We start from the raw sequence: 13,557 nt of genomic DNA, 5'->3' as shown, positions 1-13,557 counted from the left end.
GGGGGAGTGATCGCGCGCGGCGTCGCGAAGATGATGCGCCCGCGCTGAAGACCCTGCGACGATCGTATTGAGGAGACTGTGACGATGACGTTGGACGAAACCTCGAACCCCATGGGCGAAACGCCGCTGGAGCGGTTGACGCCGCCCGACGCCGACGTCGAGATTATTGAGACGCAGCGCGAGGAGCGCGAGGCGGACTCCATTTTGGAGGATGTCGATCGCTACGTCGCCCAGACGGACCCTGCTTCGCTGGCCGTCGCCGAGGAAGAGCTGAACGCATGGGAGATCCCGGTTGATCCGCTGGACCTTCCGGAAGGCTCCGTCACGTTTGCGGGAGACGCTCCGGTGTCCGTGTTCAGCGCGACCTCGGAAGCGGAGGCGCATATCATCCAGGGAGTGCTGGAGGCGGCCGGTATTCCCGCCCGCTTGCATGATGTGGCGATGCCCGCCATGGGCAATATCTTTTCTGCGGGCGAAGAAGGCTGGGGACAGGTGCTCGTTCCCGCCAGTCTGGCCGAAAAAGCTCGGCAGGTTATTGAAGAGGCGCGGCGTTTGCCGCCTCAAAATACGTAGTGGACGCCCGTGCGGACGTGCGTGACGGCTATCTCAAAGCGGGACGTTGATCCGAAACAGGGGGCGCGTGAGGGACAATGCTTCAGAAACAGCAGTATGCAGTAGCGATGATCGGCGGGACAATGGCGTTGCTTCTCCTTGGAAGTGCGCCGGATGTCCGAGCCCAGGGAATTACGGTGACACGGCCCGCCGAAAACGCGATCGTGCGTGAGACCGTCCCGATCCGGGTGGCTGCGCGCGATTTACCGCCGGGAGGCTATGTCTCAGTGATCGTGGACGGCCAGTTCGTGACGGCGCGCGTGCTGCCGGCGACTGATGCATCCGTTTACGATTGGGACACCAAAGCTCCCTACACCACGCCGGATGATCCGGACACCAAGAAGTATTTGCCGGACGGGAGCCACACGGTCACCGTCTCGGTATACACCAATAAAAATAAGCTGGTCGGTTCCCAGACGATTCCGGTGCGTATCGCCAACAAGATCCCAAGCGTCGCGGCCCGAGGCGTGGTTCTGACATACAAGTGGCGTCTGAACGACACGATGTTCTACAACCGCACGACGGAGCTAAGTCAGAATTCGTCCAGCAGTTCCGGAACCTCCAATGGCGTCAGCATCGACAGCACCACGACTCCCGATACCATTATCGAGGCGTCCAAGATCAAATTCAAGCGCTCTGTCGAGGATACCGAGGCGGAGAACTTCCTGATCCGGGATATGATCACCCCGAAGGGAACATTGACCCGAGGCGTGCAGGCGCAAACGATCAGCGCTGTGTATCCGCTGAAGTCGCAGTATCGCACCGTGACCCAGTATGGCGATGTGCTCAGCACCATGGCGCCGCTAGGGCCGGGGGCGCACTTCTCGTTCTCTATTCCGGTCATGCCCGCACGCCGCGTGACCATCGGCGACTCGTGGCGTTCGCCGCTGCAAGTGTCGCTGGATTGGGCCACCTCCAAACCGCTGACCGTTTCCGGTGAGAGCCGGCTGGAAAGCTTTGAATGGCAGAACGGATATCCCACGGCGAAGATCCGAGAAACCTTCGACGGCACGGCGCACTTCCCGGTCAATCCCGATTCGGCGTTTTCCGGCGCCACTGCGGATAAGCTGCATGTCGATCGTATTGTTTACTTCGCCTATAACTCTGGACGCTTGATCCGAACCGAAACGACTGCTAGCTATACCGGTGACGCGGCGAAAACATCTGCTCTTTCCGGCGGCGGCATCGGGCGCGGGGAAGGCGGTTACCCCGGCGCGGGCCCTGGAACTCCCGGAGGCCTTTTAGGCATTCCCGGCGGCACAGGGGGTAAGTTTGGCGGGCGCGGCTTTCCAGGCGCTCCCAGCGGCGGAGGTTTCTCCGGAGGTCCGACCGGAGCAGGAGACGATGCGGGCGGCGGTCCAGCCTATCCAGGCGCAGGCGGGTACCCGGGCGCCGGCGGTTATCCGGGGGCGGGCGGCTATCCCGGCGCAGGCGGGTACCCTGGCGCGGGCGGCTATCCAGGTGGAGGACTGCCAGGTGGAGGACTTCCCGGATCTGGCGCCTACGGTGGAGTGGCGGCTACGGTAACGACGACGATGAAGTTCACTGAGATTACAGACATCGTTCCTCAGTGATACGAAAAGGTCTTTGATGGCATTGCGTTTGCAGACAGATCCGGCCCCGGAAGGGCCGGAAGAGAAACGGGCGGAACTCACCGAGCATCTCGCCGAACTGCGGACGCGATTGATCCGAGCGTGTGTCTACTGTGCGGTGGGGATGGTCGTAATGTACATCCTTTCCGGCCCGGTCTACACGGTGCTTTCGGCGCCCGTTCTCAACGCAATCAAGCAGGCCTCCGCGAAGAATGGGACTGTCGGCGGTGGCATCCTTTTCACCTCATTCACGGAGCCCTTCTTTCTGAAGCTCCAAATTAGCATGGTGGGAGGCCTGGTTATTGCCGCTCCTTTTATCCTGCTGGAACTCTGGGGCTTCATTTCGCCCGCGCTTACCCCTACGGAAAAGCGCGCGGTGACGCTCGTGGCGCCGATGTCCGTTCTGCTGTTCATCGCCGGCGTTTCCTGCGCTTTTTTTATTCTCCCCATGGCCGTTCACTGGTTCCTGAGCTATCTGAGTGATATCCCAGGAGCAGTGCTTTTCCAGAACCCGTTAACGTATGTTGTGTTCGTCATCAAGCTGATGCTGGTGTTCGGAATATTATTCCAGCTTCCCGTTCTTCTGACGTTTCTGGGGAAGGTTGGATTGATCACTTCGGCCATGATGATCAAGTACTGGCGGCAGATCGCCGTTGGGCTTTTCACTGTGTCCATGGTGGTTGCGCCGTCCAATGATCCCGGCACCATGCTGGCGCTCGCCGTGCCCCTCACCATCCTCTTCTTCGTGAGTATTCTCCTCGTCAAGTGGGTCGAGCCGAAGACGACTGGCTCTTAGAGAGCGTTTCGTCGGCTCCGGGCTCTATCGGCGTTATCCGCAAATATGCCGGCTTTGGCCGTTTTTGCGAAAAGCTGGTATTTTTGCGGGGATAATATGCTTGTTCGCATCTCCTGATTTTGGTATGATAGATTATCGCCAGAAGGAGACTTCATACCGAATGACCCGCATCAAATCATTATTCGCCTGGGACAGCCTCGCTATCTTTATCCTTTGCACCGCCGACATGCTTTCCACGCTTTACTGGGTCAACGCCCATGTCGCTACAGAAGCGAACCCTTATATGAATTTCTGGCTGGAAAAGGGCGACTTCGCCTTTTGCATCGCCAAGGTCATGAGCTATCTTCCCCTGCTGTTGTTTGCCGCCTACTACCGACCGCGCCGCCCGCGCCTCATCCGGGTTTCGCTGCGCGGCGCGCTGGCGCTTTACATTGCGCTTTATGTCTCCGGCGTCATTACCCAGAGCTTTCTGACTGTCTGAATTCAAATATTTTTGAATTCTGGATCGCGATCACGGCAAAAATACAGACTTGGCCTGTATTATGCACAGTGATCATTCAGGAAAGCGATGGAAGAAAGGGCGACCGGATGCTGAGGACACGACAACTGTTTGCCTGGGAAAATGTGGCGCTGACGATTATTTGTCTCGCCGATCTGTTCTCAACGCTTTATTGGGTTCATGCGGGTGTGGCCGTGGAGGATAACCCGATCTTCGCCGCCTGGCTGCCCCATGGCGACTTCGCCTTCTGCGTGATGAAGCTTCTCAGCTTCCTGCCATTGATCCTGATCGCAACTTACTATCGGCCGCGTCGCCCCCGCTTGATCCGAGTGGCGATGCGCAGCACGCTATTCCTTTATGTCGCGATGTATACGGGCCGGTTCGCCGCGCAGGCTTTGCTGGGCGTGTGACGATCGGCCCCAGGCCAAAAAAAACAAAAGCCCTTTCAGCAATTGCTGGAAGGGCTTTTGTATTCTTAATGATCAGATTATCAGCGCTCGTTTACAGAAGTTTTTTCTGGACGACGGTTCCCGCAGGAGAATCGCCCACGGTATAGCCTTGCTCCTCGATCTGCGTGCGCAGAGCATCGGAAGCTGCCCAGTTCTTTGCTTTGCGCGCGGCGTCCCGTTCGGCCATCAGCGCCGTGATTTCCGTGGGAAGATCGGAAGCGCCGCCCGGTTCGGAGGTCGCCTCGCGGGAGCGCTTCTCAATGTCGAGCCCGAGCACCGAGTCGAACTCCAGCCACAGCCGATAGGACTTCGCGCCCTGCAGAGCGGCGACGGCGCGGGGCAGATTCAGATCGTCGTTCAGCGCGGCGATGACTTGCGTGCGCGCTTCGGCGTACTCGGCGTCGGTGAGGCCGTCGCCCTTATCGCCGCTTTGGCGCGCCTTCAATTCCCAGACTTTGCTGAGCGCCGTAGTCGCCGCCTTGAGCGCCTCATCCGAATAGGTCAGTTCCGAGCGATAGTGCGCCATCAAGCACATGTAGCGATAGGCGAGGGGATCGTACCCGTCATCCACGAGCTTCTGCACCTTGAGGAAATTGTCATCGCTCTTGGACATCTTTTCCGCGGTGCGTCCCGTCACCGCGCCACTGGCGACATTCAGGAACGCGCCGTGCACCCAGTAGCGCGCAAAGACGTGCCCGGTGGCGCATTCGCTCTGCGCGATCTCATTGGTGTTGTGCACGGGGATGTGATCGATGCCGCCGCAGTGGATATCGAGCGTCTCGCCCAGATACTCCATGCTCATCGCCGAGCACTCGATGTGCCAGCCGGGGTATCCCGTCCCCCAGGGCGATTCCCACTTCATGATATGAGTCGGTTTATTTGTGAACCATAGAATAAAGTCGGCAGGATGGCGCTTGTTGGTGTCGACATTGACATCCTCGCGCGCTCCTTCCCGCTGCCCGGCCAGATTGAGGCCCGCGAGCTTACCATAGTCATCGTTCTTCGCGGTGTCGAAGTAGATCCCTTCGGGCGTCTCGTAGGTATATCCCTTCGCCTCCAGCTGCTGGATCAGTTTGATCATCTGGTCAACATGCTCCGTCGCGCGCGGCGCCACGTCCGGACGAATGATATTCAGGCGAGCGCAGTCATGGAAAAACGCGTCTTCGTAGAAGCGGGCAAGCTCCCATGGCGACTTCTTCTCCCGGGCGGCCGCGATCTGCATCTTATCATCGCCGGCGTCGCTATCGGACGTCATATGTCCGACATCCGTGATGTTCATCACATGCTTGACGGCGTACCCGTTGAGCAGCAAAATGCGATGCAGCAGGTCTTCGAAGATATAAGTGCGGAGGTTCCCGATGTGGGCGTAGTTGTAGACCGTCGGACCGCAGCAGTACATCCGGACCAGCGATGGATCGGACGGAACGAACTCTTCTTTGCTGCGCGACAGCGTGTTGAACAAAACCAAAGGTGACATGGCGTTATTATAGCATATTGCGAGTGACGGCGGGTTTCACCGGTCGCGGTCTTTCTGATGGACTGCTTATTCCCCCAATCCCGCACCGCCAATGCCGGTCACCAGAGATAGGAAATTCGATATTCATATGTTATACTTTAATAACGAATACTTGCCTCCTGTTCCCGGTTATCTGAAAGATTCGAAAACTACTATGTCGTATTTCTCAAAAATGTCATCATTTGTCTTGACGTGCGTATCGGCCATCGCCTTGCTGTCCACAGGAGCGCCGAATGCACATGCGCGCGGCTACACGCTGCAAATTCTTCCTCCAGTCGTCTATGAGGGAGGGCCCTATGAGTTTTCCCCCGCATCGATTAACGACGCTGGAGAAATCGCTGGAATTATTAACGGTTGGAGATTACCCGCCGTTCGACGGAATGGCGCATATTCACTCATTCCCGTTCCATCGCACGATCGCTCAATCCCGCAAGTCACCTACTCTGTTGTGAAAATTAACACTGCGGGGCAGGTGATTTTCAGAAGCAACTTCTTTGATGAGTCGTCAAAACTTATCGGTGGCGCTCCCGCGCTGTACAACCCATCGTCTAATACATCGCAGCTGCTGCCGACAGTATCTGGCGGCGCTAATACATTCCTATATGATTTGAATGATAACGGCCTGATTGTAGGGGATACCCTCGATACGAATAATCAGCATGCATTAACATGGACCAATGGCGTTCTGAGTGCTTTGCCTGGACTGCCAGGAAACTTAGCAACGATAGCGTTTGGCGTTAACAACGCCGGTCATGCTGTCGGCTGGTCTTTCAGCGCTGCTGGTGATCGGATGGTGATTTGGAAGAATGGCGTCCCGACAGATCTGGGAGCCTTAGAATATTCCGTTTCAGAGATCAACGACCACGACCAGGTCCTTGGGCAGAGGAGTGTGACTGGTGGCGGTCATGAAGTCCGAACATCGATTTGGACACAAGGGGTATGGACGGATATCGGCGCTATCCACGATGCTGATCAGATGTTTGCTCATAAAATGAATAATAAGGCGTGGCTTGTTGGCATGGCGGCTAATAGCAAAACGCTTACTTGGTACTGCTTTATGAGGACCGATGCAGCACTGATCGACGTTAACAGTTTACTTCCTGCCGGCAGCACATATAACATTCAAACGGTAGACGGATTCAATAATAACGATCAAATTGTAGGCTTGGGGTCTTCTGACGGTTCCTTTGGAAGCAGCAGCTATCTTCTAACGCCTGCCTTAGCCGCAAAGCCATCACTCAGCGCTGTGTCTCCGAGTTCCATTGGAACAGCGGGGGGAGCCATCACCTTAACCTTGACAGGATCCGGTTTCGAAAACGACACGACCGCTTCCGTGAATGGGGGGAGCCCTCTGGTTACGAAGTATGTTTCATCGACCGAATTGTCGGCGTCGGTTCCACGGGAAGCGCTGAACGGCGTCAGCCAACTGAACGTTACGGTCTATACGCCACCTGCCGGCGGCGGAACTTCGAATAGCCTTGCTGTGGGCGTAACGGTTCCGACGCTTACCAGCATTACCCCTAACCGCGTTGATCCTGGGGCCGTGAATCCTGTAGTCACTTTTACCGGAGTGAATTTCGATCCTCACGCTGTTGTGACGATCAACGACAAATACACCGTCACCCCCACGGTTCTCTCCTCCACCAAGCTAACGGCGGCTCTTCCCGCCAGCGTCACGGGCACACCTGGCGTATACTTCGTGCGTGTCGTCAACCCGGGCTGGAGCAACTACTCCGCTCCGGTGCATCTGACCATCGCGCGCGCCACGCCCGTGATTAGCAGTCTCAGCCCGGATCGTATCGGCGCGGGTTTGTCCAGCCTCTCCGTCTATGTTTACGGGACGGGATTTATAGCCGGATCGAAAGTGACGTTCAATGGCGGCGCTGCTGTCACGCCCACTTCGATTCAGGCCAATCGCCTGGTCGTGCCCATTCCCGCTCCGATCCTGGCGCAAAAGGGAAGCTACCCCATTCGCGTCGTCAACAGCTTTGCCGACGGCGGCGCGTCCGAGCCTAAGAGCTTTGTTGTCGCTCCTCGTCCGGTGCTGACGACGATCACGCCGACCTCGATCAAAGCGGGCTCATCGCCTGTCACCATGACGTTAATCGGGGCTAACTTTGAAGCCGGCTCCGTCGTGACGGTTAGCGACACGTACACGGTGACGCCCACCTTGATCTCTTCCACGAAGCTGACGGCCGTGCTGCCGAGCCCAGTCAGCTCCAAAGCGGGATCGTACTTCGTGCGCGTGGTCAATCCAGGCTATACGAACAATTCGGCTCCGAAAAGCTTTGTCGTGACGGCGAATTAAAAACAACTCTTATTTCGCTGAACGCCTCCAACTTGCTTGCCAGCATGTTCGTCGTTCTCAATGCGCCCTTGAAGGGAGCAGGTTATCACTGCTCCTTCTCTCTTTGTAAAGGCTTACAACTCTTATGTCCCATTTCTCTAAGTACTCACGTGTCGCTGGCGTCGCAGTCGTCCTCAGCGTACTTGCCGCCGATCCCGTTTTTGCGCGTCCTTACACAATCCAGGCGCTGGAGCCGTTTCCTGGAGGGATAAGCAGTATTGCACTTGTGTCCAGGAACGGGGTCGTTGCTGGAAGCGCAACGACGTCTGACGGCGTTTCTCATTCGTGCATCTGGAAGAATGGCGTTATTATGCAGCTTCCAGAGACTGATGCGCCCGGCGTCAATTCTGCGGCGTATCAAATCACCAGCAATAACGATGTGTTCTACGGGCAGAATGTCCAGGGGCCATCCACTCAGTTTACTCATCTCTTTAGCTATAATCTCGGTACCGGGGTACGGACTACCGTGACGGGTGTTCCGGTCGACACGGGTGTGGACGTGGAGAGTGTTACATCCAACTCGATAGGCCAGACTGCGTTCACTCTTTACTCAGGCAACAGAACTTCGTATTACGTCAAGAACGGGGTTGCGCACGAGTATCCTGCTCCAGCGGGCGCCGCCTACGTCGAGATCCACGGCTTGAATAAGTCCGGACAGATGATCGGTGAAACCTACACGCCGAAAGGGCGGCAGTATATGCTGTGGCAGGATTCGCAGATCGTGGCGAACTATGGAGATTTTGGCGTCAAAAATCCGTGGGTGACCGGCATCAATGACAAGGGAGATGTTCTCGTCAACGGGGACAACGGAGATATTGTCAACAACGGGCAGTTGCAGCCGACTGCCTACCTCTGGTCCAACGGGGCTTTGCGCAAGATCGAAAACTTCAGCGGGCAGGATTGGATCTCCGGGGTGAACCTCAATAATAATGATTGGATCGTTGGGAAATCCGGAGTCACGGTCGTATCGCCAGGATTTTCAACATATGTCCCTAAAGACTGCTTTGTTTGGCATGATGGATATATTGCCGATCTGGCGGACTTGCTTCCCGCGGATAGCGGTTGGGTCTTGGATGAAGTTATCCGGATTAACGACCAAAACGAAATCCTTGGTTCGGGACTGTTTCATGGAACTGCGCGTGGTTTTGTTATGCGACCCGCCGCCGCGCCGGCTCCAAGCGTGACGAGCATTACGCCTGCGATTATCAACCACAACTCTAGCGCAACCTTGACGATTTACGGCAATAATTTTGAAGCTGAGAGTAAGGTTTCCTTCAATAATGGTCCGCTGGTGGCTGCGCACTATGTCTCTCCGCAGATGCTGACGGTCAGTGTGCCGGCGTCGGTTCTGGCGCTCGTTGGACAATACTCCGTTCATGTTGAGACGCCCGCTCCCGGGGGAGGCGCCTCCGCGAACTTGCCGCTAACCGTTGTCAGCTCGATTACAATCTTCAGCGTCACTCCCGGCCGTATTGACCCCGGCGCCGCCAACGTCACGATCACAGTGATGGGTACGAATTTCGCTCCTGGCGTCGTTGTGACCATCAACGACACGTATACGGTTACGCCCACGGTTCTCTCGCCGACGAAGCTGACGGCAATGCTTCCCTCCAGCGTCACGGGAACCGCCGGCGCATACTTCGTGCGCGTCGTCAACCCGGCCAAAGGCGACTACTCCGGCCCGCTGCGCCTGCTTGTGGCGTCCGCGACGCCAGTAATTAGCAGTCTCAGTCCGGACCGAATCGGCATAGGGCTAGCGAACCTCTCGCTTTACGTCTACGGAACAGGGTTCACGGCCGGGTCAAGACTCTCCTTCAACGGCGCTCCCTCGATCGTGCCGACATCTGTTCAGGCCAATCGTCTGGTTGTCTCCATTCCCGCTTCGATCCTGGCGCAGAATGGAACCTACCCTATTCGCATCGTCAACAGCCTTGCAGACGGGGGAATGTCCGAGCCCAAGAACTTCGTTGTGTCTTTTCGCCCGGCGCTGACGGCCATTACGCCCGGCATGTTCAAGACGAGCGCGTCGAGTGTAACCTTGACGCTGACGGGAGCGAACTTCGAGCCGGGCTCGGTGGTGAAGATCAACGACACGACTGCGGTCACACCGACATTTGTCTCGTCGACAAAGCTGACAATCGTGCTGCCCGGCGCGGTCAGTTCTACGCCAGGCTCGTACTTTGCGCGTGTCGTCAATCCTGGCTACGCCAATAACTCGGCGCCCAAAGGGTTTGTCGTGACGGCAAAGTAAGAACCAACAATTACTTTCGCATGGCCCCGCCAGCAAACCCATGGTTCGTGACACTATATTCCAGGAGCAGGACATTCACTGCTCCCTTATTTAAAAAGGTTCTCAAATTCGATGTCTTATCTTTCTAAAATTTCACGCATGGCCGCGACGTGCTTATCCCTGACCGCCATACTTGCTCTGGGGGCGAAGGACGCGCAGGCGCGAAAGTATACACTCGAAGTCCTGGAGCCGCCTCAGGGAGCATTCGCTGTGACCGTGAGCGGCATTAACAATAATGGTGACGTCGTGGGACAATGTTTTCTCCATACGACTCTCAGCATCATTGTGTGGCATAACAAAAAGCCAATAGTCCTTGCCCCGTATCCGCATGATCCTTCCATACTTTATGGCGGCGTCTCGGCAACAGCGATTAACGATTTGGGCCATGTTCTTGGTACAGCAGATCTGGTCGAGGGGGGGAATAACCACTATACCAACTTTATCCAAGATGTGGCCACAGGCAATTTTACAAATCTTGCGGCGCCTTTCAACGCCACTGTTTTTGGGGCGTATGGTATCAATAATAATGATACTGTTGTCGGTACGACTATCATCAGTACGGCTGCCAATGGCGCTCCAAGTCTTTACAAAGCCGTGCTGTTTTCGCAAGGCGTAACCCAGCCCCTCCCCTCACTCCCTGGAGCCGCCAGTCCAAATACAGCGGCATCCTCAATTAACAACAAAAACGAAATTGTTGGAAACGCCTATGATAACCAAGGGCGTATGGAAACGGTGATATGGGCAAATGGCGTTGTAACTGATTTGCACGCGACATATACCGCAGTAAGCATCAATGACTTTGGGGACCTTGTTGGCTATAACTTCGTTCCTGCGACTGGTTCACATCCCGGGTTTACAGGGAGTTTTCTGCGGCCCTCTCGCAGCACCCAATGGAAGAATATAGGGCGGCCGCCGGGATATATAGATACTTACGCGGGGCAAGTCAACGCCAACAGAATTATCGTAGGGACTTGCGTCGCATCGAATGGCAGGCAAGATGCTTTCCTCTGGAAGGACGGCGTGATTTCCACACTGGCGAATCTGGCTGACATTACGGATAACTTTACTTTCCTGCAAAACCCTCGGATCAACAGCCAGGACCAAATTGCCTGCAATAGAACCTTTGCTAATGAGCAAACGGCCTGTCTGCTGACCCCGGTGCTGGCGGCTGTTCCTCATCTCGACACCGTCTCTCCGGCGACGGTGTCGCAGGGCGCGCAGAATGTCACACTCACCTTGACCGGAACCGGATTTGAGACCGATAGTTTAGTATCCATCAATGGGGGAACGCCTCGGCCGGCCCATTATGTCTCCCCGACAAAAATGACGTTCGCTCTGCCCTCGAACGAAACTTCCACGGAAACGATGCGCGTGGGTATCTATACCCCTCCCGCCGGCGGTGGAAGCTCAAACGCAATCGATGTACACGTTGTCGCTCCCAAAATCACCAGCATCACACCCGATCGTTTCGATCCTGAGAGCGTGAACGCTACGGTGACCGTTACCGGCCTCAATTTCACTCCGGGCTCCGTTGTGACGATCAACGACGTTTATACAGTCACACCGACTGTTCTTTCCACCACTCAGCTCACGGCGATCCTGCCCAGCAGTGTTACTGGAACACCGGGCGAATATTTCGTGCGGGTCGTCAATCCAGGCTGGAGTGATTATTCCGCCCCGGTGAGGCTTACGATTGGACAGAAGGCGCCAACGGTGAGCAGCCTCAGCCCCAATCGTGTCCCGGTTGGCGTTTCGAATCTGTCGCTCTATGTCTACGGAACGGGCATCACGGCGGGGTCGAAAGTCTCGTTCAGCAACGGTCCCCTCGTGACGCCGACATCGATCCAGGCCAACCGTCTCGTTGTCTCCGTGCCGGCCGCCGTGCTGGCGCGCCGAGGGGCTTATCAAGTGCGGATCGTCAATTCGATCGCCGAAGGCGGATACTCGGCGCCGACGACCTTCGAAGTCGCTGCGCGTCCGGTGCTGACGGCAGTTACTCCCAACTCGATCAATGCGGGCTCCGATGCTGTCACGGTCACACTGACCGGCGGAAACTTCGAAGCCGGCTCAGTGGTGACGATCAATGACACCTACACAGTAACGCCGACGTTGGTTTCGTCCAACAAGATGACAATCGTCCTGCCGAGCGCGGTCAGCTCCACGGCAGGCGCGTACTTCGCGCGGGTGATCAATCCCGGATATGCGAACAACTCCAGTCCGATGCGGTTCACGGTGACAGCAGCTAATTAATCTCTCGTTAACGCTTTGCGGCTGTTTTTCTTGTCAGCGGCGTCATTCTTCCCTTTGCCGAAGATTGACGCCGATTTTCATTAACTTGTTTAGCGGCGACACGTCCCCATTCCGGAGTGAGAATACCAAGATGAAAGCAATCCGATTAGCTCTTATATGCGTTCTGATCCCATCCATTGGCGCCGCGATGCTTTATGCAAACAAAAAAGCATCGTCCGCCATTGTAGATTTAGGGACGCTTGGGGGACATGAAAGCTACGCTGCGGCAATCAATAATGTAGGAGATGTCGTTGGGCGTTCAAACACTGCTTTGGGCGATTCGAGAGCCTTTCTCTGGCGCCAGGGACATATGATGGAACTTCCAATGCTCCCAAGCGCCGACGGAGGCGCCTCTGCCGGAGTAGAAAGTGACGCTTCCGATATTAATAACTCTGGCGCTATTGTTGGTAACTGTGATACTGGCGTGTTTGAATATAATGGAAATGAAAGAGAGGTATACCACGCTGTGTCATGGACGAACGGCGCTGCCAATGATTTAGGCGTTCTTCCTGGCTATCGCTGCAGCACCGCGCAATCTGTAAACGATGCTGGTGTGATTGTCGGATTGAGTATTAACGAGTCGCATGGTCCACGCGGCTATGACTACGAGGAGCATTTGGCGGTATTCACGCCAGGGAAGACTCCACATCGACTGGGATCAAAACTTTACGCGCGAAACATCCGGGGGGATGTAGTTGACGCGCTTCGAGACAGCCATGCCACCGCCATTCGTTTCACTACAAATAAAGCATCGCGCATTCTCGCGGACATCAAACTTCCCGACTATCCTGTTAACCTTCAGATCAACGATTCGGGACAGGTTGTGGCTACGGTAGCCAAGACAGTCGTACCGCGCTGGGATGGAGATGCTGTTTCGGGTTCTTATGTTCTTGCATGGCTTCATGGTTCGCTGCCAACTCAGTTGTCGTCTTTTCCGGACTACCCTAACGCATACGCGTATGGTATTAACAACATGGGCGAGATTGTTGGTAAAGTGACCAACCGTAGTAATGATCACCTATCCTCGCGCGGCGTACTGTGGAGAGGGGAGGGCGTCATGGACTTAACCGAAACGTATGCAAATTGGAGCGGCTGGAAGATTCAGAATGCGACAGGCATCAATGATCATGGCTTCATTGTTGGATGGGGAATCCGAGGCCTTCGTCT

Annotated in this window: 11 protein-coding genes; 9 read left to right on the top strand and 2 right to left on the bottom strand. The window is 55.9% G+C overall.

The genetic code is table 11. From position 1 onward, the window contains the following. Positions 1–84 precede the first annotated feature (84 nt). The 5 genes from ABIZ35_RS20255 (at position 85) to ABIZ35_RS20235 (ending at position 3,909) form a co-directional block, all read left to right on the top strand. Entirely contained in the window at positions 85–573 is a 489-nt protein-coding gene (locus tag ABIZ35_RS20255) for a DUF2007 domain-containing protein (protein ID WP_348221737.1), read from the top strand. Between the two features lie 77 nt (positions 574–650). After that, positions 651–2,186, top strand: a complete 1,536-nt coding sequence (locus ABIZ35_RS20250; protein ID WP_348221736.1) for an Ig-like domain-containing protein — start codon at positions 651–653, stop codon at positions 2,184–2,186. A gap of 16 nt (positions 2,187–2,202) precedes the next feature. After that, a complete protein-coding gene (tatC, locus tag ABIZ35_RS20245) occupies positions 2,203–3,000 on the top strand; it encodes a twin-arginine translocase subunit TatC (protein ID WP_348221735.1) in 798 nt (265 codons plus the stop codon). A gap of 160 nt (positions 3,001–3,160) precedes the next feature. Beyond that, positions 3,161–3,481 (top strand): DUF5658 family protein, encoded by a 321-nt coding sequence (locus ABIZ35_RS20240; protein WP_348221734.1) that lies wholly within the window; start codon positions 3,161–3,163, stop codon positions 3,479–3,481. 107 nt (positions 3,482–3,588) lie between these two features. Further along, positions 3,589–3,909, top strand: a complete 321-nt coding sequence (locus tag ABIZ35_RS20235) for a DUF5658 family protein (protein ID WP_348221733.1) — start codon at positions 3,589–3,591, stop codon at positions 3,907–3,909. Between the two features lie 91 nt (positions 3,910–4,000). Here the strand turns inward: ABIZ35_RS20235 and cysS are convergent, their stop codons facing one another. Then, positions 4,001–5,425 (bottom strand): cysteine--tRNA ligase, encoded by a 1,425-nt coding sequence (gene cysS, locus ABIZ35_RS20230; RefSeq protein ID WP_348221732.1) that lies wholly within the window; start codon positions 5,423–5,425, stop codon positions 4,001–4,003. Positions 5,426–6,311: 886 nt separating this feature from the next. Next, positions 6,312–6,452: a hypothetical protein gene (locus ABIZ35_RS20225; RefSeq protein WP_348221731.1), complete on the bottom strand. Its 141-nt coding sequence runs from the start codon at positions 6,450–6,452 to the stop codon at positions 6,312–6,314. A gap of 306 nt (positions 6,453–6,758) precedes the next feature. On the opposite strand from ABIZ35_RS20225, the gene ABIZ35_RS20220 reads away from it, so the two are divergent. The 4 genes from ABIZ35_RS20220 to ABIZ35_RS20205 all read left to right on the top strand — a co-directional run. Continuing rightward, complete coding sequence (locus ABIZ35_RS20220; protein ID WP_348221730.1) at positions 6,759–7,772, top strand: IPT/TIG domain-containing protein; 1,014 nt, start codon at positions 6,759–6,761, stop codon at positions 7,770–7,772. A gap of 124 nt (positions 7,773–7,896) precedes the next feature. Further along, the gene (locus ABIZ35_RS20215; protein ID WP_348221729.1) at positions 7,897–10,062 is read left to right on the top strand and encodes an IPT/TIG domain-containing protein; all 2,166 of its coding nucleotides are present in this window, start codon (positions 7,897–7,899) and stop codon (positions 10,060–10,062) included. Positions 10,063–11,121: 1,059 nt separating this feature from the next. Next, the gene (locus ABIZ35_RS20210; protein WP_348221728.1) at positions 11,122–12,351 is read left to right on the top strand and encodes an IPT/TIG domain-containing protein; all 1,230 of its coding nucleotides are present in this window, start codon (positions 11,122–11,124) and stop codon (positions 12,349–12,351) included. Positions 12,352–12,481: 130 nt separating this feature from the next. Beyond that, the coding region (locus ABIZ35_RS20205) for a hypothetical protein (protein ID WP_348221727.1) at positions 12,482–13,557 on the top strand (1,076 nt) is incomplete at its 3' end.

Origin of the sequence: Capsulimonas sp. (assembly GCF_039929585.1) — a bacterium.
GTDB lineage: Bacteria > Armatimonadota > Armatimonadia > Armatimonadales > Capsulimonadaceae > Capsulimonas.
This window is presented reverse-complemented; position numbering and strand designations above follow the sequence as displayed.

Excerpts from the sequence above, each read along its gene's own strand:
- cysS (WP_348221732.1), bottom strand. The coding sequence starts at position 5,425 with ATGTCACCTTTGGTTTTGTTCAACACGCTGTCGCGCAGCAAAGAAGAG.
- tatC (WP_348221735.1), top strand. The coding sequence starts at position 2,203 with ATGGCATTGCGTTTGCAGACAGATCCGGCCCCGGAAGGGCCGGAAGAG.
- ABIZ35_RS20250 (WP_348221736.1), top strand. The coding sequence starts at position 651 with ATGCTTCAGAAACAGCAGTATGCAGTAGCGATGATCGGCGGGACAATG.
- ABIZ35_RS20225 (WP_348221731.1), bottom strand. The coding sequence starts at position 6,452 with ATGAGCAAACATCTGATCAGCATCGTGGATAGCGCCGATATCCGTCCA.
- ABIZ35_RS20235 (WP_348221733.1), top strand. The coding sequence starts at position 3,589 with ATGCTGAGGACACGACAACTGTTTGCCTGGGAAAATGTGGCGCTGACG.
- ABIZ35_RS20240 (WP_348221734.1), top strand. The coding sequence starts at position 3,161 with ATGACCCGCATCAAATCATTATTCGCCTGGGACAGCCTCGCTATCTTT.
- ABIZ35_RS20255 (WP_348221737.1), top strand. The coding sequence starts at position 85 with ATGACGTTGGACGAAACCTCGAACCCCATGGGCGAAACGCCGCTGGAG.
- ABIZ35_RS20215 (WP_348221729.1), top strand. The coding sequence starts at position 7,897 with ATGTCCCATTTCTCTAAGTACTCACGTGTCGCTGGCGTCGCAGTCGTC.